The 20,867-nt window shown below is 71.9% G+C and carries 22 protein-coding genes; 11 read left to right on the top strand and 11 right to left on the bottom strand.

Going from position 1 to position 20,867, the window contains the following annotated elements; genetic code table 11:
• Positions 1–129 precede the first annotated feature (129 nt).
• From ORI60_RS10360 to ORI60_RS10345, 4 genes are read right to left on the bottom strand one after another with little or no spacing between them, the layout of a single operon-like run.
• Positions 130–783 carry an HAD-IA family hydrolase gene (locus ORI60_RS10360; RefSeq protein WP_266036687.1) on the bottom strand — a complete coding sequence of 218 codons (654 nt, stop codon included), beginning with the start codon at positions 781–783 and terminating at the stop codon, positions 130–132.
• The gene (locus tag ORI60_RS10355; protein WP_266036686.1) at positions 780–1,037 is read right to left on the bottom strand and encodes a DUF6510 family protein; all 258 of its coding nucleotides are present in this window, start codon (positions 1,035–1,037) and stop codon (positions 780–782) included. The genes ORI60_RS10360 and ORI60_RS10355 overlap by 4 nt, the downstream gene beginning before the upstream one ends.
• Positions 1,038–1,050: 13 nt before the next feature.
• On the bottom strand, positions 1,051–1,791 hold the full coding sequence (locus ORI60_RS10350) for a ferredoxin reductase (protein ID WP_266036685.1): 741 nt from the start codon (positions 1,789–1,791) through the stop codon (positions 1,051–1,053).
• Positions 1,761–2,360 (bottom strand): sulfite oxidase-like oxidoreductase, encoded by a 600-nt coding sequence (locus ORI60_RS10345; RefSeq protein ID WP_266036684.1) that lies wholly within the window; start codon positions 2,358–2,360, stop codon positions 1,761–1,763. Before ORI60_RS10345 ends, ORI60_RS10350 begins: the two co-directional genes overlap by 31 nt.
• A 55-nt stretch (positions 2,361–2,415) precedes the next feature.
• Here ORI60_RS10345 and ORI60_RS10340 point away from each other — a divergent pair, with 55 nt between their 5' ends.
• Positions 2,416–3,201 carry a crotonase/enoyl-CoA hydratase family protein gene (locus ORI60_RS10340; RefSeq protein WP_266036683.1) on the top strand — a complete coding sequence of 262 codons (786 nt, stop codon included), beginning with the start codon at positions 2,416–2,418 and terminating at the stop codon, positions 3,199–3,201.
• Positions 3,202–3,233: 32 nt separating this feature from the next.
• Here ORI60_RS10340 and ORI60_RS10335 read toward each other — a convergent pair whose 3' ends face one another.
• Positions 3,234–5,948, bottom strand: a complete 2,715-nt coding sequence (locus ORI60_RS10335; RefSeq protein WP_266036682.1) for an ATP-binding protein — start codon at positions 5,946–5,948, stop codon at positions 3,234–3,236.
• Between the two features lie 109 nt (positions 5,949–6,057).
• Between ORI60_RS10335 and ORI60_RS10330 the strand changes: the two genes are divergently transcribed.
• Entirely contained in the window at positions 6,058–6,378 is a 321-nt protein-coding gene (locus ORI60_RS10330) for a hypothetical protein (protein ID WP_266036681.1), read from the top strand.
• Entirely contained in the window at positions 6,375–6,884 is a 510-nt protein-coding gene (locus tag ORI60_RS10325; RefSeq protein ID WP_266036680.1) for a YceI family protein, read from the top strand. Before ORI60_RS10330 ends, ORI60_RS10325 begins: the two co-directional genes overlap by 4 nt.
• Before the next feature lie 19 nt (positions 6,885–6,903).
• Here ORI60_RS10325 and lgt read toward each other — a convergent pair whose 3' ends face one another.
• From lgt to ORI60_RS10305, 4 genes are all read right to left on the bottom strand, one after another.
• Positions 6,904–7,812 carry a prolipoprotein diacylglyceryl transferase gene (gene lgt, locus ORI60_RS10320; protein ID WP_266036679.1) on the bottom strand — a complete coding sequence of 303 codons (909 nt, stop codon included), beginning with the start codon at positions 7,810–7,812 and terminating at the stop codon, positions 6,904–6,906.
• Between the two features lie 61 nt (positions 7,813–7,873).
• Positions 7,874–9,655 carry a CocE/NonD family hydrolase gene (locus ORI60_RS10315; protein WP_266036678.1) on the bottom strand — a complete coding sequence of 594 codons (1,782 nt, stop codon included), beginning with the start codon at positions 9,653–9,655 and terminating at the stop codon, positions 7,874–7,876.
• Positions 9,656–9,775: 120 nt separating this feature from the next.
• Positions 9,776–10,894 (bottom strand): fatty acid desaturase family protein, encoded by a 1,119-nt coding sequence (locus ORI60_RS10310; protein ID WP_266036677.1) that lies wholly within the window; start codon positions 10,892–10,894, stop codon positions 9,776–9,778.
• Positions 10,895–10,974: 80 nt separating this feature from the next.
• The gene (locus ORI60_RS10305; protein WP_266036676.1) at positions 10,975–12,042 is read right to left on the bottom strand and encodes a ferredoxin reductase; all 1,068 of its coding nucleotides are present in this window, start codon (positions 12,040–12,042) and stop codon (positions 10,975–10,977) included.
• 86 nt (positions 12,043–12,128) lie between these two features.
• Here ORI60_RS10305 and ORI60_RS10300 point away from each other — a divergent pair, with 86 nt between their 5' ends.
• The 8 genes from ORI60_RS10300 (at position 12,129) to ORI60_RS10265 (ending at position 18,844) form a co-directional block, all read left to right on the top strand.
• Complete coding sequence (locus tag ORI60_RS10300) at positions 12,129–13,274, top strand: helix-turn-helix domain-containing protein (RefSeq protein ID WP_266036675.1); 1,146 nt, start codon at positions 12,129–12,131, stop codon at positions 13,272–13,274.
• 86 nt (positions 13,275–13,360) lie between these two features.
• On the top strand, positions 13,361–13,906 hold the full coding sequence (locus ORI60_RS10295) for an RNA polymerase sigma factor (RefSeq protein ID WP_416234394.1): 546 nt from the start codon (positions 13,361–13,363) through the stop codon (positions 13,904–13,906).
• Complete coding sequence (locus tag ORI60_RS10290) at positions 13,903–14,547, top strand: hypothetical protein (RefSeq protein ID WP_266036673.1); 645 nt, start codon at positions 13,903–13,905, stop codon at positions 14,545–14,547. Before ORI60_RS10295 ends, ORI60_RS10290 begins: the two co-directional genes overlap by 4 nt.
• Positions 14,544–15,335, top strand: a complete 792-nt coding sequence (locus tag ORI60_RS10285; protein ID WP_266036672.1) for an anti-sigma factor family protein — start codon at positions 14,544–14,546, stop codon at positions 15,333–15,335. Before ORI60_RS10290 ends, ORI60_RS10285 begins: the two co-directional genes overlap by 4 nt.
• The gene (locus tag ORI60_RS10280; protein WP_266036671.1) at positions 15,332–16,090 is read left to right on the top strand and encodes an ABC transporter ATP-binding protein; all 759 of its coding nucleotides are present in this window, start codon (positions 15,332–15,334) and stop codon (positions 16,088–16,090) included. Before ORI60_RS10285 ends, ORI60_RS10280 begins: the two co-directional genes overlap by 4 nt.
• 83 nt (positions 16,091–16,173) lie before the next feature.
• Positions 16,174–16,935 (top strand): ABC transporter ATP-binding protein, encoded by a 762-nt coding sequence (locus tag ORI60_RS10275; RefSeq protein WP_266036670.1) that lies wholly within the window; start codon positions 16,174–16,176, stop codon positions 16,933–16,935.
• Positions 16,932–18,281: a hypothetical protein gene (locus tag ORI60_RS10270; RefSeq protein ID WP_266036669.1), complete on the top strand. Its 1,350-nt coding sequence runs from the start codon at positions 16,932–16,934 to the stop codon at positions 18,279–18,281. The genes ORI60_RS10275 and ORI60_RS10270 overlap by 4 nt, the downstream gene beginning before the upstream one ends.
• A complete protein-coding gene (locus tag ORI60_RS10265) occupies positions 18,281–18,844 on the top strand; it encodes a hypothetical protein (RefSeq protein WP_266036668.1) in 564 nt (187 codons plus the stop codon). Before ORI60_RS10270 ends, ORI60_RS10265 begins: the two co-directional genes overlap by 1 nt.
• Here ORI60_RS10265 and ORI60_RS10260 read toward each other — a convergent pair.
• Both ORI60_RS10260 and ORI60_RS10255 read right to left on the bottom strand, forming a co-directional pair.
• The gene (locus ORI60_RS10260; protein WP_266036667.1) at positions 18,841–20,055 is read right to left on the bottom strand and encodes a GDSL-type esterase/lipase family protein; all 1,215 of its coding nucleotides are present in this window, start codon (positions 20,053–20,055) and stop codon (positions 18,841–18,843) included. The two genes, ORI60_RS10265 and ORI60_RS10260, sit on opposite strands and share 4 nt — an antisense overlap.
• Positions 20,056–20,118: 63 nt before the next feature.
• On the bottom strand, positions 20,119–20,820 hold the full coding sequence (locus ORI60_RS10255) for an SAM-dependent methyltransferase (protein ID WP_266036666.1): 702 nt from the start codon (positions 20,818–20,820) through the stop codon (positions 20,119–20,121).
• Positions 20,821–20,867 lie beyond the last annotated feature (47 nt).

Here is a 20,867-nt window from a genome sequence, read left to right as displayed (position 1 = left end):
CAGCGAAGATCCCCTTCGTTTTTACAACGTTGTAAGAGCGCTCCCATACATCCACGCACACGGCTCGGAAGCCGGGCTACGGCCGAACGGAGGTATCGGGCATGTCAAACCGGACAAGTTTCCGGGACGTCAAGAGGCGCGAAGGTCCTCGGTCACCTCGATGCCGTGCCCGGTCCACCGGACGGCCCGCAGGTCAGGCACGACGACGGGCGCGGGCGTGTGCAGGGCGCCGGTGCCGACGCCGACCACGGTGGCGGCCTCGGCGGCGAGACCCGCGGCGACCCCGTTGCCGCTGTCCTCGAAGACGAGGCACTCCCCGATCGGCAGCCCGAGCTTGCCCGCGGCCTTCAGGTAGCCCTCGGGGTCGGGCTTGCCGTGCGTGACGTCGTCGCCGTTGATGACCACCGGAGGCAACGGGATCCCCACCGCGGCCAGCCGGACCGCGAGCAGCTCGGGCGGAGCGGACGTGACCAGGGCCCAGTTCCCCGGCAGGGAGTCCACCAGTTCGCGGGCTCCGGGGATCGGGGCGGTCGAGCCGGCGTCGGCGACCTCGATCTCGTTGATCCGCCGCAACGCGCCGGCCTGCTCGGAGGCGGGTACGTGCATGCGGACGGTGTCCGCCGCACGACGGCCGTGCAGGCCGCGCAGCACCTCGTCCGGGTCCACACCGAACTCGTGCGCCCACTGCGTCCACGCGCGTTCGGCGGCGACCGTCGAGTCGGTCAGCACACCGTCCATGTCGAACAGCACCGCCCGGCAGGCCAGGTTCGTCGTTCCCCTCACGGCAGCGGGATCTCCAGGCTCACCGTGCCGCGCAGGTCCAGCCACGCGCGGTCGCGTCCGCGCACCAGCCGCAGCACGACCTCCTCGCAGTGCGGGCAGCGCGCGACGGTGCCCGGAGCGCTCTGGTAGACGCGCAGGCTCGCCACCGGGCCCTTGTACCCGCAGCCCGAGCACTGCCCGGTCGCGGCGGTCAGGTCCACCGCGAAGATCTCGCGGAGGTCTCCCGCCAGCGCGTTCCCGTCCACGTGGCTCATCGGTGCTCTCCTGTCAGCCGAAGCGTTCGGTGCGGACGCGGCGGGGGTCGTGGCCCAGCGCCACGAAGATGTCGGACACCGTCTCGACGAACCCGGTCGGCCCGCACACGAAGACGTTCGGGCTGAAGTCGGCGGGCCAGGCGTGGGTGTTGAGCGTGGCCAGGCCGAGGCGCCCGGGTGGGTGCGGCGAGCCTTCCGGGGCCTGGCGGGTGTGCACGAGGTGGACGTCGAGGCCGCCGTCCTCGCGCGCACGCCGGCGCAGCTCGTCGGCGTAGTAGACGTCCTCGGGCGTGCGCACCGAGTAGATCAGCCGGAACGGCACCCTGCTGCCCTCCGCGGCCCGCGTGCGGATCATCGCCATCAGCGGTGCGATGCCCGATCCGCCCGCCACGAGCGTGACCGGCGCCTGGTCGGTCGCACGCCAGACGAACCAGCCGCCGACCGGGCCGCGCAGCTCGATCCGGTCGCCGGGTGAGAGCGCGTCGCACAGGTACGGCGACACCTCGCCGTCCTCAACTCGCTGCACGCTCAGCTCGAACCGCTCCCCGTCCGGTGCGGAGGAGATCGAGTAGCTGCGCTGCACCGAGTAGCCGTCCTCGGCGGTCAGGCGCACGTCGACGTGCTGGCCCGGCAGGTGTCCCGGCCAGCCGGGCACGTCGAACACCAGGCTGCGCGCGCTCTTCGTGATGTCGGTGGCCTCGGCCAGTTCGGCCACCCGCCAGGTCAGTCGCCCTGATACCGCTGCTCGCGCCATGGGTCTCCGTAGTCGTGGTAGCCCGCGCTTTCCCAGAAGCCGGGTTCGTCCTCGAGCAGCAGCTGGATCCCGCGGACCCACTTCGCCGACTTCCAGAAGTACAGGTGCGGCACCAGCAACCGCGCCGGCCCGCCGTGTTCGGGCGTGAGCTCGTCGCCGTCGTACCGGTACGCGATCCACGCCTGGCCGTCGACCAGGTCCTCCAGCGGCAGGTTCGTGGTGTAGCCGCCGTAGGACTGGACGAGCGCGAAGTCGGCGGCCGTCTCGACGTCCTCCAGCAGCACGTCCAGCGAGACGCCCTTCCAGCGGGTGCCCAGCTTGGACCACTTGGTGACGCAGTGGATGTCCGTCGTGATCTTCTCCGCGGGCAGCTCCACCAGCTGCTGCCACGACCAGTCGTACCGCTGACCGGCCTCGGTGTTGATCGTGAACTGCCACCGGTCGGTCGGCACGCGCGGCGTCGGTCCCGCCGTGAGGACGGGGAAGTCCTCCGCCAGGTACTGACCGGGCGGCAGCTGCACGTCCGGTGACTGGCGTCGCCCGGTGAAACCGGGAGAGACGATTGGCATCGTGTCAGTAGACGCCAGCGGCGGGCCGAACGCCACTGCTGATCACGGAGGTCACATGGACGTCATGGTGGAGATCACCGGAACGACGACGTTGATCAGGATGAATCGCCCGGACCGGCGCAATGCGGTCGACGGGCCGATGGCCGCCGAGCTGCGGGAGGCCTTCCTGGCGTTCGAGGCGGACCCGTCGCAACGAGTGGCGGTGCTCGCCGGTGAGGGCGGGACGTTCTGCGCCGGGGCGGACCTGACCTCCGTCGGCGACCCGGCGCGGCGCAACGAGCTCGATCCCTCCGGCGGCGGTGCCGGGCCGATGGGACCGACGCGGTTGCGGCTGAGCAAGCCGCTGATCGCGGCCGTCAGCGGCTACGCGGTGGCAGGCGGGCTGGAGCTGGCGCTGCTGGCGGACCTGCGGGTCGTCGAGAGCGACGCGGTGTTCGGGGTGTTCTGCCGGAGGTGGGGCGTGCCGTTGATCGACGGCGGCACCGTGCGGCTGCCCCGGGTCGTCGGGCTGGGGCGCGCGTTGGACCTGATCCTGACCGGACGTCCGGTGCACGCCGAGGAGGCGCTGGCGATCGGCCTGGCGAACCGGGTGGTCGAGCCGGGGCAGGCGGTGGCGGCGGCGCTGGAGCTGGCCGGGCAGATCGCCGGGTTCCCGTTCGAGTGCGTGCTGGCCGACCGGGCGTCGGTCTACGGCGGGCTGGACCTGCCGTTGGCGGAGGCGCTGCGGGCGGAAGGGGCGGCGGGGGTGCCGATCGTGGCCCGGGAAGGGGTGGCCGGAGCCGCCCGGTTCGCGGGCGGCGCGGGGAGGCACGGGCGGTTCAGCGGAGACGGCGAACGCTGAGACCGGATCTCATCCCGGGGCGGCGGGCCTGGTCAGGCCCGCCGGGTGAGCTCCCACGCGGTGATCTCGGTCCTGGTGCGCAGCCCCAGCTTGGCCAGGACGCTGCGCACGTGGGTCTCGACGGTGCGTTCGCTCAGGTGCAGGCGGGTCGCGATCTGGCGGTTGGTCAGGGCCTGCGCCACCAGGTCCACGACCTCGGACTCGCGCGGTGACAACGGGTCCTGCGCCTGTTCCACCGCGCCGATCCGCTTCAGCTCCCGGTCGGCCTCGGCCAGCCGGACCGGCATGTCCAGCGCGCGGAACTCGGCCGCCGCCTCGGCCGCGAGCGTGCGGGCCTGGGACAGGTCGCCCTGTTCGACGAGGGCGCGGGCGAGTCCGAGCCGGCTCAGCGCGGCGAACGGCCGGGCGCCGATGCGGGCGTTCATCTCCAGGGCCAGCCGGTAGTGGCCGGCGGCGGCCTCCGTCCGTCCGCAGGTCATCGCGAGGTCGCCGAGCAACCGCGGCACCGCGGCGGTGGAGAACACCGCGCCGGACCCGTCCGCGGCGAAGAACGGGTCCAATGTGGACAGCACGGCGTAGACGCCCTCGGCCGCCTCGGTGTCGCCGAGCATGCAGGCGACCACCCCGATCTGCGCGACCAGCGGAGCCCACGTCGGCCCGGCCTCGAGCACCGCCGGCATGGCCCGGAACTCCTCGAACGTCGCTGCGGCCTGGGCGGTCTGCCCGAGCATCGCGTGCAGGAACGGCACGTAGACGCGGGCCAGCGGGATGTCTCCGACCAGCTCGATCACCTCGAACACCTCCCGCGCCGCCGCCTCGTCGATGCCGCCGACCAGCTGCGCCATCTCGTTGCGGAACGCGTAGTACATGCCCTTGGCCGCCGCGACCCCCATCCGCTCGGCGATGGCGCGAGCCGTCTCGTTGCACTCCTCGGCCTTCTGCAACTGCCCGACCAGCGCCGCCCGCGTGGCCCTCAGCCGGTGCAGGTGCCACCACGCGACCCCGTGCTGCCGCGTCGCCGCGAACTGCTCGATCAGGTCCAGCTGCCGGTCCACCTCGACCAGGTCCCCCACCTGGAGCGCCGCGTCGACCAGCCAGACGTGACCCCACAGCTCGGCGTGCGGCTGCCGTGCGGTCTCGGCCAGCACGACGGCCCGGTTCGCGAGCTCGACCCGCTCGTCCCTGAACTGCGGCGCGCACAGGGTGAGGTGCCGCGCGTGGATGCCGTCCAGCTCCGCGTCCGGATCACCGCTGCGCACGGCGAGCTCCAGTGCCGCGGCGGACAGCTCCCGCGCCCGTTCCGCCGCACCGGTCGTGGTGGCCGCCATCGCCCGGCGCGCCAGCAGCCGGGCCCTGGTCGCGGTGGCCTCCTCCGGGAGGTGCCGCAGCGCGGCCGTGCAGAGCTGGTCGACGGCGGCCAGCAGCGAGCGGTCGCCCAGCCCGGTGATGACGAGGGCGGCCTCCGCCATCAGGTCGGGAGCGCCGGCCTGCTGCGCCAGGCGGGCGGCGGTGCGGCAGTGGCCGAGGCTGGCCTGGGTCTCTCCCGCGAGGAACTCGGCGCGGGCGAGGCCGAGGGTGAGCTCCGCCGTCTTCTCCTCGGCCGTTGCCAGGGCGAGCGCCGCGAACCCGGCCGCCTCGTCGTAGGCGAGTTCCGCGGTGGCCGCTCGCGCCGCCTCCGCCGCCCACCGCGAGCACTCCGCGGCGGCGTCCGCCCCGCTCGCCCGGTGCCACTGCGTCGCGATGCGTCCCGGCGCGCCACCAGCGGCGGCAAGGGCCAGCGCGCAACGCCGATGCAGTTCCGCGCGCACGGACGGCGCCAAGCTCTCGTACACGGCGTCCCGCACGAGCGCGTGTGTGAACGCCAGCGACCCGTCGTCGGCCTGCAGGACCCTGGCGGCGACGGCGTCGTCGAGCGGCGTGGCGGGGTCCTCGCCGGTGACGGCCGCGAGCAGCGCGGGGTCGATCCGCTCCCCCAGGACGCTGGCCACGCCGAGCACGTCGCGGGCGTGCGGGCTCAGCCGGTCCAGTGTGGACAACACCATCCGGTGCAGTTCCCGGTGCCCCGCGGCCTCCCCGCTGTCGATCAGCATGCGCACGTACAGCGGGTTGCCGCCGGTGCCGTCCACCAGCCGTGCCGCCAGCGACTCCGGGTCCGGCACGGCCGTGGCGGAGCGCACCCATCCGGCCACGTCGCCGCGCGTCAGCCCGCCCAGGTGCAGGGTGCGGGCGGCGGGAGCGCGCATCACGCCGGACAGGTCCCCGCCGGCCTCGCGACAGGTCGCGACGACGAGGATCCGGGAGGCGGGCAGTTCGGTGGCGAGGTGGGCCAGCAGGCGCAACGACGTGCGGTCGGCCCAGTGCAGGTCCTCCAGCACGAGCAGCAGCCCGCCGGGCGCGGCCTCCGCCACCAGGGCGTCCGCCGCGTCGGCGAGCAGGGCGAAGCGGGCCGAGTCGTCCTGGCCGGAGTGTCCTTCGGAGAGCACGCGGTGCAGCGCGGGCACGGAGCGGGCGAGGCGGCGCCACGGCCACAACGGAGGCATGCCGGGATCGTCGACGGCGTGGCCCCGTGCGACCGGGACGCCGTACGAACCGGCCATCGCGGACACCGCCGTGGCCAGCCTGGTCTTGCCGATGCCCGCCTCACCGACGACGAGCACGAGACGGCCCGCGCCGCCCGCCGCGGCGACGAGGCCCGCCCGCAGCGAGGCGAGCTCGCGGTCGCGGCCGAAGATCGGGGCTTCCTCCACGCCGGGAGTATCGCCGACCGGTGGCGGTTCGGTACCGGTCTCCGTACTGGCACGGATCCGTGTCGCCGCGGACGGGCCGAGACTCGGTGCACCACCCAAGGAGGCGACCATGTACGCGCAGCTCACCTACTTCGACGGACCCCGCGGCCCCGAACAGCTGGCCGCGGCCGACTTCGCGGCGAAGCAGCGGATCGCACCGGCGGCCATGGCGGTGCCGGGCAACATCAGGACCTACGTGCTCCGCCGCGCGGACGGGTCGGAGGTCGTGCTGTCGATCGCCGAGTCCGAGCAGGCGCTGATCGACACCCAGAAGGCGATCATGAGCACGCAGCTGCTGCCCGGCGAGGACCCGGCGCTGCTGCCGGGCGCGGACCGCGTCGAGATCTACCCGGTCCTCGAGGTCTTCGAGCACGACGGAGCCCGGTCATGACCACCACGCGAGCACTCGCCGCCGGTGTGTGGCGGGCGGACCTGAGCCGCAGCAGCGCGTCGTTCCAGGTCGGCAACCTCGGCCGCAAGGCGAACGGCACGGTGCCCGTCACCGCGGGCACCGTCGAGATCGGACCGGTCGGCGCGTTGCTGGCCGTGCACGGCACCCTGGACCTCGGCGCCATCGACACCGGGATCGCCAAGCGCGACCAGCACCTGCGCAAACCCGGCCTGCTCGACCTCGACCGGCACCCCGTGATGACGTTCACCGCGACGTCCGCGCGGGCCGCGGGCACCGGCTGGCACGTCACCGGCACGCTGGCCGCGCGGGGCAGGGAGGCCGAGCTCGGCGGGACGGTCGAGGTGTCCTCACTGGACGGACGCGAGGCGGTGCTGACCGCGACGGCGCGGCTGGACCGCAGGGCGCTCGGCATCCGCGCGCCGGGTTTCATGATCGGCCGGTACGTCGACGTCACCGTCACCGCGGTGATCTCCCAGTCCGCCTGACAGGTCCGGACGGTCGCGATCAGCCCTCGGCGGTCCGTCCGGACACCGCGTCCGCTGGCGGAGGCGTACGACTCGGCGCCGAAGCCGGCCCGAGGTCCTCCCTGCCGGGGTGCCGCCGTGCCGACCACAGCGTCAGCGCGGCGGCACCGACACCCAGGACCAGCGAGGTCCAGATGTTCAGGCGCAGGCCCAGGACCGTGTTCGCCTGGTCGATGCGCAGCGCCTCGATCCACAGCCTGCCCAGCGTGTAGAGCACCACGTACAGGCCGAACGCGCGGCCGTGCCCCAGCCGGAACCGGCGGTCCGCCCAGATCACCACGGCCGCCGCGGCGAAAGTCCACAGCAGTTCGTACAGGAACGCCGGGTGGAACGTCCCCAGCACCACGGGCGCTCCGTCCGGACCGATCACCGCACGGCCCGCGTCCTGGTCCCACTCGTGGATCGTGAGCCCCCAGGGCAGGTCGGTCGGGCCGCCGTACACCTCGTTGTTGAACCAGTTGCCGAGACGGCCGATCCCCTGTGCCAGGAGGATTCCGGGGGCCGCCGCGTCGGCCAGCGGAGGCAGCGCGACGCCGGCGCGCCTGGCACCGATCCAGGCTCCGAGCGCGCCGAACGCGATCGCGCCCCAGACGCCCATCCCGCCTTCCCAGATGTAGAGGGCGCGCACGGGATCGCCGTCCGGGCCGAAGTACGGCTGCCAGGACGTGGCCACGTGGTAGAGCCGGGCACCGACGACGCCGAACGGAACGCCCCACGTGGCGATCTGGTTGATGACACCGGGCCTGCCGCCGCGCTCGACGTACCGGCGTTCGGTCAGCCAGGCGGCGACGAGGACGCCGGCGATGATGCAGAACGCGTAGGCGCGGATCGGCACCGGGCCGAGGTGCCACACGCCCTGGGTGGGACTCGGTATGGCTGCCAGGAGCATCGCGCCAGGCTAGCGAGGCCGGGGCCTGCGCACTGTGAAGTCCGCGGGCCCCGGCTCGTCATCACCTGTTCAGCGCGCCACCGACGATCGGCAGCACCACCTTGCTGACGCCGAGCGACACGGACAGCGAGACACCGCTCGCCGCCGCGTCCGCGGCGATGTAGGCGTTGTGGTTCGTGACGAGCACGATCCCGATCCGGTGCCCTGCCGGGACCAACGCGTCCCTGGCGTGCAGCTTCCAGGTCACGTCCGCGGTGGACCCGTTGGTGGGCAACGGGGTCGCGGTCTCGAGCGACAGGCGGTTCTTGGCGTCGACGGCACCCTTGGTCAGCATCGTCGCCGACACCGCCTGGATCGACACGTCCGGCGGACGCGCGCAGCCGGTCTTGTCCCGCAGGTCGTTCCTGCCGCACACCTCCGTGGACAGCTGCAGCGGGCTGCGTTCGGACAGCACCGCCTGCGTGCTCGGGCCGTAGTCCACCAGCAACGCGGTGAGCGGCGTCGACGCCCGGTTCGACCCGACGCGGACGGTCAGGCTGACCTCACCGGACAACCGCGCGTCCTTCGTCAGCGGTGCCGTCAGGTAGGCCAGCCGGCTGGTGTTCGCGGTCTCCGGGTTGGCCATCATGGCCGCCTCGCTGATGTTCGCGTTCGCGCGCAGGCTCTGCGTGCCACCGGCCACCGGTGTGGTGGTCAGCGAACCGGACATGCCACCGGCCGCCGGACCGAAGTACAGCGTGGTGTCCTTGGTGTCCGGCCGCGGCCACGTGGCGGCCTGTTCCCAGCTGCCGTCCGGCTTCTGCACGTCGGCCATGGGCTCGTTCATGATCCCGTTGTCCGCGCCCTTGAGCCAGTGGTCCATCCACAGCCCCATGACGCGCTGCCACTCGGCCTGGCGGAACGAGATCGGGTCGAGGTGCCCGCCCCGGTGCAGCCAGATCTTGCGCGGCACGCCGCGGTCCGCCAGTTCCTTCCACCAGCGGCCGAACTGGGACGGCTTGACGTTCCAGTCCGCCTGGCCGTGCACGGCGAACACCGACGCGGACACGTTCTGCGCGCCCACCCGGTAGTCGCGGGCCTTCCAGAACGACGTGTAGTCGAAGGACTCGTCGCCGTCCTCGCGGGACAGCTGGTCGAACACCGGCTTGCACTTCGCCTTCTGCGCCGCGCTCACGACGTAGTTGGCGAGGAAGGTCGGGTAGTTGGACTCCCAGCCCTTGTACCCGATGCCCTGGTCACGGGCGTACTCGTACCAGCTGGAGATCGCGGCGATCGGCACGATCGTCTTCACGCCGGGGATGTTCGCCGCGGCGGCCGCGTTGGGCAGCGTGCCGTTGTAGGAGACGCCGAGCATGCCGACGTTGCCGGTGCTCCAGCTCGCCACCGCCGCCCGGCCGTCCGCGTAGAACGCCTTGGCGCGGCCGTTGAGCCAGTCCACGACCGCGCGGACGCTCGCGGTGTCCTCGGGACCACCCGTGGTCGGGCAGCCGGTCGAGCGGGAGGTGCCTTGCATCTCCATCTCGACGACGGCGTACCCGCGCGGCACGAAGTACTCGTCGTACCAGCGGCCGAAGCCGCGCGGCACGTTCGTCGCCGACGCGGCCGTCGCGCCCAGCCCGTAGTAGGGGCTGGCCTCCATCACGATCGGCACTCGGCCGGCCGTGTCGGGCCGCATGACGTCGGCGGCGATCCGGTCGAGCTTGCCGTCCGCGTCACTGTCGATCGTGGACTCGACGTAGACGGTCTCGGTGATCGCCGCGGCGGCAGGAGCCGCGTTCGAGGCAGGCGTGTAGATCGTCGCGGCCATGAGCAGGGTGGCCGCGACGAGGTAGACCCTTCGCATGAGTTCCTCCGTCGGAGGGCCCGATGAAGCAGCAGGGGTGGAACTCGGGCCCTACGAAGGAATCTCACCGGATCCGGCGGTGTCGCCGGTACGGCCGAAAGATCTGAACCATTGCCCGTCTCAGGCGGCGACCAGTTCCTTGTCCTTGGCCGGCGCCTTGACCTTGGGCTTGCGGTTCGGCAGCGACAGGCGGAAGACCTTGTGCCACGCGGAGAAGACCTGCTTGGGCAGCGGGCCGGTCACGTAGTCCAGTTCGTACTTCTCGAACAGCGCCTTCACCTTGACCGCGACCTCGGCGTACCGGTTGCTCGGCAGGTCCGGGAACAGGTGGTGCTCGATCTGGTGCGACAGGTTGCCGGTCATGAAGTGCATGGCCTTGCTGCCGCTGATGTTCGCCGAACCCATCATCTGGCGCAGGTACCACTGGCCGCGCGTCTCGCCCTTGATCGACCGGCGCTCGAAGGTCTGCACGCCCTCGGGGAAGTGACCACACATGATCACCGAGTGCGACCAGAGGTTGCGGACCAGGTTCGCGGTGAACGTCGCCGCGAGCGTGGTCAGGAACGACGGGCCCGACAGCAGCGGGTGGATCACGTAGTCCTTGAGCACCTGCTTGCGGATCTTGCGGCCCACGGCCCTGGCGCGCGCCCGGAACTCCGGGTTGTTGCGGCGGCGCTTGTGCAGGTTCTTGCCGAGCTCCAGGTCGTACGCGGCGATGCCGTACTCGAAGAAGCAGGCGTTGATGAAGTTCCACAGCGGCTGACCCAGGTGCATCGGGTGCCACTTCTGGTCCTCGTCCACGCGCATGATGCCGTAGCCGAGGTCGTTGTCCTTGCCGATCACGTTGGTGTACGTGTGGTGCAGCTCGTTGTGCGAGTGCTTCCACTGCTCGGCCGGCGAGACGTGGTCCCACTCCCAGGTCGTGGAGTGGATCTTCGGGTCGCGCATCCAGTCCCACTGGCCGTGCAGGATGTTGTGCCCGATCTCCATGTTGTCCATGATCTTCGCGACCGACAGACCGGCGGTGCCGATGATCCAGGCCGGCGGGAAGAGCGAGAACAGCAGGATGCCGCGGCTGGTCAGCTCCAGCTTGCGCTGCACCGAGATGACCTTGCGGATGTAGGCCGCGTCCTTCTCACCACGACTGGCGATCACCTCGTCGCGAATCGCGTCGAGCTCGCGGCCGAGCTCCTCGATCTGCTCGTCGGTCAGGTGGGCGGTGGGATCGATGGCGGTCATGAATCTCGCTTTCCGGGAAGCAGTGGCTGGGGGAGGGCCACTTCGCGGGGGGAAGGGAATGTCAGTGGTGGGCGCGCTGGCTAGCGTTCGAGTTCGCAGGGGCCCGCCGCGGCGGACACGCAGGTCTGGACGAGCACGTGCGCGGTGGGGCTGTCCTCGGCCTGGGTGATCTCGCCGGTGCGCAGGTCCCGCACCGCGCCGGACTTCAGCGGCGTGACGCAGCCGAAGCAGATGCCCATGCGGCAGCCGGACGGCATCAGCACGCCCGCCTCCTCGCCGACGTTCAGCAGCGGCGTGGCACCGTCGGCCTCGACGGTCTTGCCGGTCTTGCCGAACGTGACCTCGCCACCCTCGCCGGCCACGACCACGGTCGGCCGGAACCGCTCGGTGTGCAGGCGCTCAGCGATGCCGTGCTCCGCCCAGTGCGCCTCGGCGGCGTCGAGCAGGCCCGCCGGCCCGCAGGCCCAGGTCTCGCGCTCGGCCCAGTCGGGCACGAGCTTCTCCAGCTCGGCGACGTCGAGCATGCCGTCGGTGTCGGTGTGCAGCTCGACCAGCTTCAGCGCCTCGTCCGCGACCAGGTCGTGCAGGTCGTTGCGGAAGATCACGTCTTCCTTGCGCGGCGCGGAGTGCACCATCACGACGTCGGCGAGCCGCGAGTCGCGCAGCATGCCCATCGCGGGCGTGATGCCGCTGCCGGCCGTCAGGTAGAGCACCTTGGCGGGCTTGGCGGCGGGCAGGACGAACTCGCCGGTGGCCTGGTCGAGCTGGATCACCGTGCCGGGCTTCGCCTTGCGGACCAGGTGGTTGCTGACCTTGCCGTCGGGGATGGCCTTCACGGTGATCGTGATGCGGCCGTCCGCGCGGTTCGTCGGCGACGTGACCGAGTACGCGCGCCAGAGGCGCACGCCGTCGACGTCGATGCCGACCCGGACGTACTGACCGGCGACGTGACCGCGCCAGCCCTTGCCGGGCTTGATCACGATCGTCGCGGCATCGTCTGTCTCGCGGTGCACGGCCTCGATGCGGCCGCGCAGGTCAGCACCTGAGCGGAGGGGACTCACCAGGTCGAGGTAGTCGGACGGCAGCAGCGGCGTCGTGACCAGCTCAAGCAGTTTCCACGCCCTGCTGCGTAGGGCGGCACTCGTCATGACTCCAGCTTGATGCGCCCTAGGGCGTAAAGTCCTGTCCGCAGGACGTGAATATCCCCGGCTGGATTGTTCGCAGGGAACAAATCGTGACTCACGCAATGAGGAGGGCCACCGAACTGGCCCTGGATGAGAAGACCGTGACCGCGTTGCGGGAGGTCCTGAGGCCGACCGCCGACGAAGTGGTCCGCGCCATCATCACCGAGGTGCCGAGCTATGCCAATGCACTTTCCGGACGCATGGGTGGCACCATCCGCCGTGCCGTTCGCACGGCGCTAGGACACTACTTGGACCTCGCGAGCGGCACCGGCGGGGGCGGCGATGCGAGCGACGCGGCCTACGAACTGGGCCGCGGCGAGGTGCGCGACGGCCGTTCGATGGACGCGCTGCTCAGCGCATACCGCGTCGGCGCCCGCGTGGCCTGGCGAGGCCTGGCCGCAGGCGCCGTACCAGCGGGTCTGCCGGCCGCGGAGGTGGCGAAGTTCGCCGAACTGACCTTCGCCTACATCGACGAGCTGTCCGCCGCCAGCGCCGCGGGCCACGCCGACGAACTGGCCGCACGAGGCCTGGCCCACGAGCGCCACCTCGAACAACTCGCCCGCGACCTGCTCGCCGGCGCGAGCGCCGAGGTCCTGCTGGCCTCCGCCGGACGCGCCGGCTGGCAGCCGCCGTCCACGCTGACCGTGGTCCTGCTCCCCGCGTTCCAGGCCCGCCCCGCCTACCGCTCGCTCGACCCCGGCACCCTCGTCCTCGACGACCTGCCGGACTCGACCGGCGTCTTGTTCGTACCCGACGCCGACCGCTCCCACCTGCTACGACAGCTCAACCACCGCAATGCCGTCGTCGGGCCAGCACGTCCATGGATGCGTGCCTCCGCCTCGTACGAACGGACCGTACGCGCACGCTCCCTCTCCTCCGACATCCGTGACACCGAGGAGCACCTCGCCTCTCTCGTGCTGAGCGCCGATCCCGACGCGTACGCCGACCTGCGCGCCCGCGCCCTGGCCCCGCTGCTGGCACTCCCGGCCACCACGGCCCGGCGGCTGGAGGAGACGTTGCGCGCCTGGCTGCTGCACCACGGCCGGCGCGAGGAGGTGGCCGCTGCCCTGTTCGTGCACCCGCAGACCGTCCGGTACCGGATGGGCCAGCTCCGGGACCTCTTCCCTGACCTCGGGTCTCCGCAGCGGGTTTTGGAGCTGACGCTGGCCGTGGGCCTGAGTTTTGGTCAACACTGAAGTTATCGAGTGAATTGTTGTGGCTCGTGTCACGTCGCGGTGAGAACCTGAGCTTCGATCTCGACGTCTAGCGGAGTGTGAGAGCCATCCGGGGTGAGGCGGGCCTCGACGAGGAACAGCTCGTGCGCCGGGTCGCACGAGGCGACCGCCGCGCGTTCGAAGAGCTGTACCGCCGCACCTCGCCGTGGCTGACCGTGCGGCTGCGCAGACGTTGCTCGGACGAGCAGATCGTCGCCGAGGTGCTGCAGGAGACCTACCTGGCCGTGTGGCGGGCAGCGGACGCGTTCGCCGGCGCGGCGGCGGGCGGCACCGCCGTCGGCTGGCTGTGGACCATCGCCGCACGAAGGCTGATAGACGCGTTCCGCCGCCGCGCACACCACGCCACACCGCCCGCCGCGGCCGCGCCCTCCCCCGCCGCCGCGGCCGACGAGGAGGTGCTCGACGGAGTGGTCGGGGACGAGGTGGGCGACGCGCTGCGCCGCCTGGCGCCGGAACTGCGGCAGGTGCTGCAGGCGATGGTGCTCGACGGACTGACGGTGCGGGAGACGTCGGTGCTGCTCGGGGTGCCGGAGGGCACCGTCAAGACCCGTGCCCGGCGGGCTCGGATCGCGATGAGGGAGGCCCTGGCATGACCGCTCTCGGAGACGCGTCGGCCGTTGGCGGCACCGGCGGCCGATGGGTTCCGCGTGGGCGCCGGGTCGGCCTGCCTGGTCGCACCGACATGGCCGCCCGCCGAGTCAGCCAGTTCTGTCGCACGACTGCGGTCATCCACCAGGCCGACCTGCTCGGCGGCGTGGCCACAGCCACCTGCCAAGTCAGCCTGCCCGGCCACACGACCACCCACCAGGCTGACCGGCCCGGTCACACGGCCACAGCCACTCGCCGGGAGAGCCTGCCCGACAGCATCCGCGCTGCCCACCAGACCAAGCATTCCGCCTGCACCGCCATCCGGCCGCCCGGCCAACCCCGCGGCGCCACAGCCGCGGTCCGACCTGGCCCCGCCACAGCGGTCCGCCGACCAGACCCCACCAGCTACCGGCCCGTGCCCACCGACCAGCGGTGCGGCCCGCACGACAACACCGCCTTCTCTCACGAGCTCAACCCGCTCGATGGCACCACCGCGGCGCCCCGGCCCGGCGCCACCACTCTCCAGCCTGGTCCACCCGACAGCACGGCGGCCACCGTCCCCGGCCAGCCCAACGCCGCGGTCAACCACTCCCCCGCCACCCCGCCCGAGCCCCCGCACACCGCGACGCAGGAGGCGCGACCATGACCACCGACCACCCCGCAGACCACCTCCTGCACCGCTACTCCCAAGGCGACCCCGGCATCCCGGCGGACGAACTGTGGGCCGTCGAGTCGCACCTCGAAACCTGCGCCCCGTGCCGCGCGAGGCTCGCCCCCGAGCCGATCGCCGAGGCCGTCTGGGCGAGTCTCTCGCCGCTGCTCGACCGCACCCCGCAGATGCCGCGCGCGCGGGCCTGGCGGCGGGTGCACGGGTGGGTCTCGCCCGCGGCGGGGCCGTGGCTCGCGATGATCCTGCTGGTCATCGCCGCCGCGGTGGTGCTCGACCGGGCCGGGTTCGCGGTGGGTGATCGGGTGTCGCTGGTGTTGCTGGTCGCGCCGGTGCTGCCGGTGCTCGGTGTCGCCGCGTCCTGGGGGCGTTCGCTCGACCCGGCTTGGGAGCTGACCGCCGCCACGCCTCGGGCGGGGCTGCCGCTCGTGTTTCGGCGGACGGCGGCGGTGCTGGCCGTGGTGGTGCCGGGGCTGGCGGTGGCGAGTCTGCTGACGGGCGCCGGGTTCGGGCGGTGGTTGTTGCCCTGTCTGGCGTTCACCGTCGGCACGCTTGCTCTTGGGACGCTGGTCGGGGTCACGCGGGCCGCGGTCGTGCTGATCGCGGCGTGGGCCCTGGTGATCGTGGCGCCGACCATCGCGTTCAGCCGCACGTCCGTCGTGCTCGGTGCGGCCGCCGCGCCGGTCTGGGTCGCGTTGCTGGGGGCCGGGCTGGTGGTGCTCGCCTTGCGGCGGATGGCGTTCACGCGTCTGGAGGGGAACCGATGACCGCGCCCACCACCTACGCCTGGGAGATCGAGGCTCGCGACCTGCGGGTCAAGGCCGGGCGGCGGATGGCCGTCGACGGCGTCACGCTCTCCATGGGGCGTGGTGTGCACGGGTTGCTCGGGCCCAACGGCGCCGGCAAGACGACGCTCGTCCGCGCGCTCGCGACCGTGCTCGAACCGCACTCGGGCGAGCTCTCGATGCTCGGTGGCGCGGAGCTGCGTCATCTGCGCCGGCGGGTCGGGTACCTGCCGCAGGAGTTCGGGCACTACCGGCGGTTCACCGTGCGGGAGTTCGTGGCGTACGTGGCGTGGCTCAAGGAGATGCGGGACATCCCGGCGGCCGTGCAGCGCGCCGTCGAGAGGGTCGGGCTCGCCGATCGGGCCGACGACAGGATGAAGACGTTGTCCGGCGGCATGATCCGGCGCGCCGGCATCGCGCAGGCGATCGTGAACGACCCCGAGATCCTGCTGCTCGACGAACCGACGGCCGGTCTCGATCCCGCCCAGCGCCTCAGGTTCCGCGAGCTGCTCACCGAACTCGGCACCGACGCGTGCGTGGTCGTCTCGACGCACCTGGTGGAGGACGTCGCTGCCGCCTGCACGGACGTCGTGCTTCTCTCCCAGGGGAAACTCGTCTTCCAGGGCACCACCGAACGGCTCGCGGCCCACGGCACGGAACGGCACGCGGGCGACAGTCCTCTCGAACGCGGCTACAGCGCCGTGCTCGGCATCCCCGATCGGCCCGGCAGCTGGTGACCGCCGTCACAGCGTTCCGAGAACCTCGCGAGCCCCGTCGCCGTCTAGCCCGTCAAGAGCGAGAACACTTGAGGGAGAACGGGATGCAGGCGATCGAAGCCGACAACCTGGTGGTGCGCGTGGGCGGGCGCAAGGGCCGCGACGCGGTGAACGGACTCAGCCTCGGGCTCGGCCGCGGTGTGCACGGGCTGCTCGGCCCGAACGGCGCGGGCAAGACCACGCTGATCCGCACGCTGGCGACGGTGCAGTCCCCCACCTCGGGCACGTTGTCACTGCTCGGCACACCGGCGAACGGCAAGCTGAGGCCCGTCCGGCGCAGGCTGGGCTACCTGCCGCAGCACTTCGGGTTCTACAAGCGCTTCAAGGTGCGCGAGTTCGTCGAGTACCTGGCGTGGCTGAAGGAGATGCCACCGGCACGCATTCCTGCCGCCGTGCGGGAGGCACTCGAACGGGTCGGGCTGACCGACCGCGCCGAGGACCGCATGAAGTCGTTGTCCGGCGGCATGGTCCGCAGGGTCGGCATCGCGCAGGCGATCGTCAACGAACCCGAGCTCCTGCTCCTGGACGAACCGACGGTCGGCCTGGACCCCGCGCAACGGCTGCGGTTCCGCGAGCTCGTCGTCGAACTCGGCAGGGAGGCCTGCGTGCTGATCTCGACCCACCTGGTCGAGGACGTCGCGGCGGCGTGCACGGACGTGGTGCTCGTCGACCAGGGATCCCTGGTGTTCCGGGGAACTCCGGACGATCTCGCCACCGCCGGCACGGAGGCGCACGTCGGCGACAGCCCGATCGAGCGCGGCTACTCGGCACTGATCAGCGCGAAGACCGCCGGGGGTGCCTGGTGACCGGGCTGCGCATCGAGCTGCGACGCTCGACCGCGCTCTGGGCAGGGCTGCTCGTGCTGGTGTCCAGCACCGGAATGCTGCTGCTGATCACGTCCGGGAGCGAGAGGTGGCCGGCGAACTCGACGTCGGCGGTGCTCGAGCTCCGCCTGCCCCTGGCCTACGTGTGGGCGCTCGTGGTCGGATTCGCCGTCCTGCAGGGAATGCGGGACAGCCGCGCACGGGTGACCGAGCTGTTCACCTCCACCTCCCGTCCCGGCTGGGTCAGGCTCGGCACGCTGGCCTGCGCGGTGGCGGGCGCCGTCGCGGTGGCGGGCGCGGTGATGTGCGTGGCCCTGGTCGTCAAGGTCGCACTCGGCGGGGGGTTCGTCTCGGCCGGGTTCGTCCCGCTCATGGTGACCGTGGTGCTCGCCCTCGCGTCGAGCGTCCTGTTCGGACTCGCGGTGGGCCGGCTCCTGCCGCACCCGCTGACCGTGCCGGTGGCGCTGGTGGCCACGTTCATGGTCTCGACCAGCGCGGCGCGGGCGCTCGAAGCCGGCTCGCCCGACGACGAGATCTCCCGGCTGGCGCTGCTCACGCCCGTCCTCGACCCGCCGGGCTCGGACCTGGTCACGACCTCGGCGTCCGTCGACCTGGGTCAGGTGGTGTGGTTCACCGGCCTGGGCGTGACGGCGTTCCTCCTGCTCGCCGCGCGGACCCACCTCGGCCGCCTGGCCGCACTCGTGCCGGCCGGTCTGGCGGTCGTCCTCGCCCTGTCGATCATGCCGGTCAAGTACTCCGACGTGCTGGTGACCGACTCAATCGCCGGAAAGCTGGTCTGCGAGGGCACCGTGTGCGTGAGCCAGGTGCACGCCGCCAGTCTCCCCACCGTCGCCGCGGTCGGCCGCGACGTCCTGACCACGCTCTCGGTGCTGCCCGACGCGCCTTCCGAGGTCAGGGAGGACACGTCGGCGATGGCTCATCTGGCGGCGCCCCAACGCGATCGGCGCATCGTCTACGTGGAGTCGCAGCGCTTTCCCAGCCACCTGACCATGACCGGTGACCAGCTGCGGCTGGAACTGCTGGCCGGTGCGGGCGTGGCAGGATGCGCCACCCCGAACACCTTCGACACCAGCGGGAGCGCCGTCCGCTACCTGACCGCCGGCTACTTCAACGGGGAACTGGCCGAGCTGGCCTCCGACTCCTTGACGTGGAGCAACAGCCGGCTGCGGGCCGAGATCGACGAGGCCTGGCGGACGTTCCGCGGCCAGTCCGCGCGGGAGCAGCTGGACCGGGTCGTGCGGGCGCGGCAGATGTTGCTGGCGTGCGAGGACTCCGAACGCGTGCTCGACGTGCTGAAGGCGAGCTGATGAGGCCGCTCGCGCTGTACGCGCAGTCACGTGGAGTTCCGGCGGCGCTGGTCGTCCTGCCCGTCGTGGTGCTGGTCGCGTGGTCGGCGCTGCACTCGCCGTGGACGCCGCTCAGCGCGTCGCTGACGACGCTGGCCGCCGTGCTGGTGACGACGGCCGGTCTCGCGGGCCAGGACCCGGAGCTCGACAGGTCGACCGCCGTCCCGTGGCCGTGGTGGCGCCTCGGGCACCTCCTGCTCGCCGCGACGGTGGCCGCGACCTCGGTGCTGCTGGTGCAGGAGCTCGGCGACGCACCGTTCGACGCCGCCTTCGCCGTCCGCGACACCGCGGGCATGATCGGTCTGGCAGGCCTGGCCGCGACGGTGGCCGGAGCCCGGCTCGCCGCCACCGCGCCGGTGCTGTGGTGGGCGGTGGCGGCGATCATGCCGCCCGCCGGGTCGGCGCTCGGCCGCGTCGTCACGTGGCCGGTCGGCGCCCCGGACGACACGCTGACCCGGTGGACGGCGGGAGTGCTGTTCGCGGGCGGGATCGCCGCGTACAGCGCACGCGGCGCACGACGCTAGGCGATGGTCTCCAGCGCGATGTAGTCGGCGATCGCCCGCTGTCCCCTGATGTTCACGTGGACGCCGTCACCGACGTCGTACTGGGCGTTGATGCTGTTCGGCTTGATCGGGTCCTCCAGCACCTGGTCGAAGTCCTGCACCGCGGCGCAGGTGTCCGAGCAGTCGCCACCGCGCTTCACGAAGTCGTTGACGGCGTGGCGATCCACGTTGTTCTGGTCGCTGTAGCCGGGCCGGGGCGTGATCGGCGTGACGTGCACGGCGATCCCGGCCTCGCGCAGCCGCTGGAACACCGCGCGGTAGCTGGTGACGATGTCGGCTGCGGTGCAACCGTTCGCGAGGTCGTTCGTGCCGTAGTAATAGATGACATCGCTGACGCCGTGCAGGGCCAGGACATCCCTTTCGAGCCGTGACAGGGCATCCAGGCCGACGAACGGCGCCGGAGTGCGCGGGCAGACGGCACTGGTGGTGCCGCTGACGCCGGCGTTGGCGACGGCGAGCTGGGGGCCGGGCGAGGCGGCGATGCGGCGGGCCAGCACGTCGGTCCAGCGCTTGTTCGTGCCGAGCTCGGTGCAGCCGGGCCCGCAGTCCGTGCTCCCCACGCCGTCGACGACCGAGCTGCCGAACGGCACGACCGTCCCCTTCAGCCGCGGGTTGAACACGTCGACCGCGCTGACCAGGTAGGTCGACTGCACCGTCTGCGTGTACGCGGCGCCCTGGCCGGTGGTGTGGTCGCCCGAGCCGGGTGGGGTCAGGTAGTTGTCGCGGAACGCGGCGTCGTGCCGGCCGGGCACCACCTCGCCCGCGACGTGCATGCTGACCGCGAGATCGGTGTCCGGCACGGTGTTCAGCGACGTGCGGTCGCTCCACATCTCGCCGCCCGCGGGGATCGTCACCGCGCGGCGGCCCCCGAACGTCACGTCGCGCGTGCCCTCCACCGCCGCGCCGCCCGCGCTCAGCGCGACGGTGGTCCGGTCGATCGTCAACGGCTGCCTGCCGAACGTGTTCTGCACCCGGATCCGGACCGCGCTGCCGCCCTGGCTGAGACGGGTGATCATCCGCATCGACTGGTCGTGCAGCGTGACGGGAGCGAGGTTCTGCTGCGACTGCGCCCACGAGGTGAACCAGACGGGACGGTCCGCCAGCGCCGCCGGGGTCAGCAGCGCGGCCACGGCGAGGACGGTCGAGGCGATCGCGAGGTTCCGAGTTCTCATACCCGGTTCCTATCGCTTCGTGACGACCGGGTCACGTCTTGTGATCACCTGGTAAGACGGCCCTCAGGACACCTCGGTCGATGCCGCGGGAGGAGGTGTGCGCCGCAGCAAGAGGACGACGAACCCGAGAAATCCGCGGTAGCCGCCCAGCCAGCTGGTGCGGTGGGCCTCCGACATCTGCAGAGCGAGGTCGCTGTCGGGGTGTTCGGGATTGTCGAGGGCCCACCGGGCGAGGGTGCCGGTCCAGCACCACTCGTACTCGTCCCACTCCGCGATGGTGCTGATGTACCCGTAGACCGGTGTCCATCCGTCGGCGACGACCTGGGCCACGGTGGTCGGGAGATCCGCGTACTTCTGCGAACCGCCCTCCTGTTGCGCTCGGACGGCGGCGTCGGGTTCGCGCTCCCAGAAGCAGTCGCCGAGCAGGAGCATCCCGTCTTCGGCGAGATGCTCTCGAGCGGCGTTCAACGTGGGGAGCAGCCCGCCGAACGCGTAGGCGGCTCCCACGCTGAGCACCAGGTCCGCTTTCCTGGTCGACCGGTACTCGGCGACGTCCTGGCGGCGCAGTTCCAGCCGCTCTTCCAGACCGAGCCGGGCGGCCTCGCCGAGGACGTGGTCGAAGCCTGCACCCGAGATGTCGACTCCGACAGCCGTTGCGCGGTCGTGCGCCTGCAGCGCGCGTAGCAACCAGGTGCCGTCGCCGCAGCCCAGATCGAGCAGATGATCGTCCGGCCCGCGGACGGCCCGGCGGAGGAGGTGCTCCACCGTGCTGTCGCTCAACGGAGCCGAAATCGGATGGTCTGCGTGCGCGA

It is taken from the genome of Lentzea sp. NEAU-D7 (genome assembly GCF_026242055.1).
Lineage (GTDB): Bacteria > Actinomycetota > Actinomycetes > Mycobacteriales > Pseudonocardiaceae > Lentzea.
This window is presented reverse-complemented; position numbering and strand designations above follow the sequence as displayed.

What these genes read in the sequence shown, in the direction of transcription:
- ORI60_RS10355 (WP_266036686.1), bottom strand. Translation starts at nt 1,037, where the DNA reads ATGAGCCACGTGGACGGGAACGCGCTGGCGGGAGACCTCCGCGAGATC.
- ORI60_RS10350 (WP_266036685.1), bottom strand. Translation starts at nt 1,791, where the DNA reads ATGGCGCGAGCAGCGGTATCAGGGCGACTGACCTGGCGGGTGGCCGAA.
- ORI60_RS10345 (WP_266036684.1), bottom strand. Translation starts at nt 2,360, where the DNA reads ATGCCAATCGTCTCTCCCGGTTTCACCGGGCGACGCCAGTCACCGGAC.
- ORI60_RS10340 (WP_266036683.1), top strand. Translation starts at nt 2,416, where the DNA reads ATGGACGTCATGGTGGAGATCACCGGAACGACGACGTTGATCAGGATG.
- ORI60_RS10330 (WP_266036681.1), top strand. Translation starts at nt 6,058, where the DNA reads ATGTACGCGCAGCTCACCTACTTCGACGGACCCCGCGGCCCCGAACAG.
- ORI60_RS10325 (WP_266036680.1), top strand. Translation starts at nt 6,375, where the DNA reads ATGACCACCACGCGAGCACTCGCCGCCGGTGTGTGGCGGGCGGACCTG.
- lgt (WP_266036679.1), bottom strand. Translation starts at nt 7,812, where the DNA reads ATGCTCCTGGCAGCCATACCGAGTCCCACCCAGGGCGTGTGGCACCTC.
- ORI60_RS10315 (WP_266036678.1), bottom strand. Translation starts at nt 9,655, where the DNA reads ATGCGAAGGGTCTACCTCGTCGCGGCCACCCTGCTCATGGCCGCGACG.
- ORI60_RS10310 (WP_266036677.1), bottom strand. Translation starts at nt 10,894, where the DNA reads ATGACCGCCATCGATCCCACCGCCCACCTGACCGACGAGCAGATCGAG.
- ORI60_RS10305 (WP_266036676.1), bottom strand. Translation starts at nt 12,042, where the DNA reads ATGACGAGTGCCGCCCTACGCAGCAGGGCGTGGAAACTGCTTGAGCTG.
- ORI60_RS10290 (WP_266036673.1), top strand. Translation starts at nt 13,903, where the DNA reads ATGACCGCTCTCGGAGACGCGTCGGCCGTTGGCGGCACCGGCGGCCGA.
- ORI60_RS10285 (WP_266036672.1), top strand. Translation starts at nt 14,544, where the DNA reads ATGACCACCGACCACCCCGCAGACCACCTCCTGCACCGCTACTCCCAA.
- ORI60_RS10280 (WP_266036671.1), top strand. Translation starts at nt 15,332, where the DNA reads ATGACCGCGCCCACCACCTACGCCTGGGAGATCGAGGCTCGCGACCTG.
- ORI60_RS10275 (WP_266036670.1), top strand. Translation starts at nt 16,174, where the DNA reads ATGCAGGCGATCGAAGCCGACAACCTGGTGGTGCGCGTGGGCGGGCGC.
- ORI60_RS10265 (WP_266036668.1), top strand. Translation starts at nt 18,281, where the DNA reads ATGAGGCCGCTCGCGCTGTACGCGCAGTCACGTGGAGTTCCGGCGGCG.
- ORI60_RS10260 (WP_266036667.1), bottom strand. Translation starts at nt 20,055, where the DNA reads ATGAGAACTCGGAACCTCGCGATCGCCTCGACCGTCCTCGCCGTGGCC.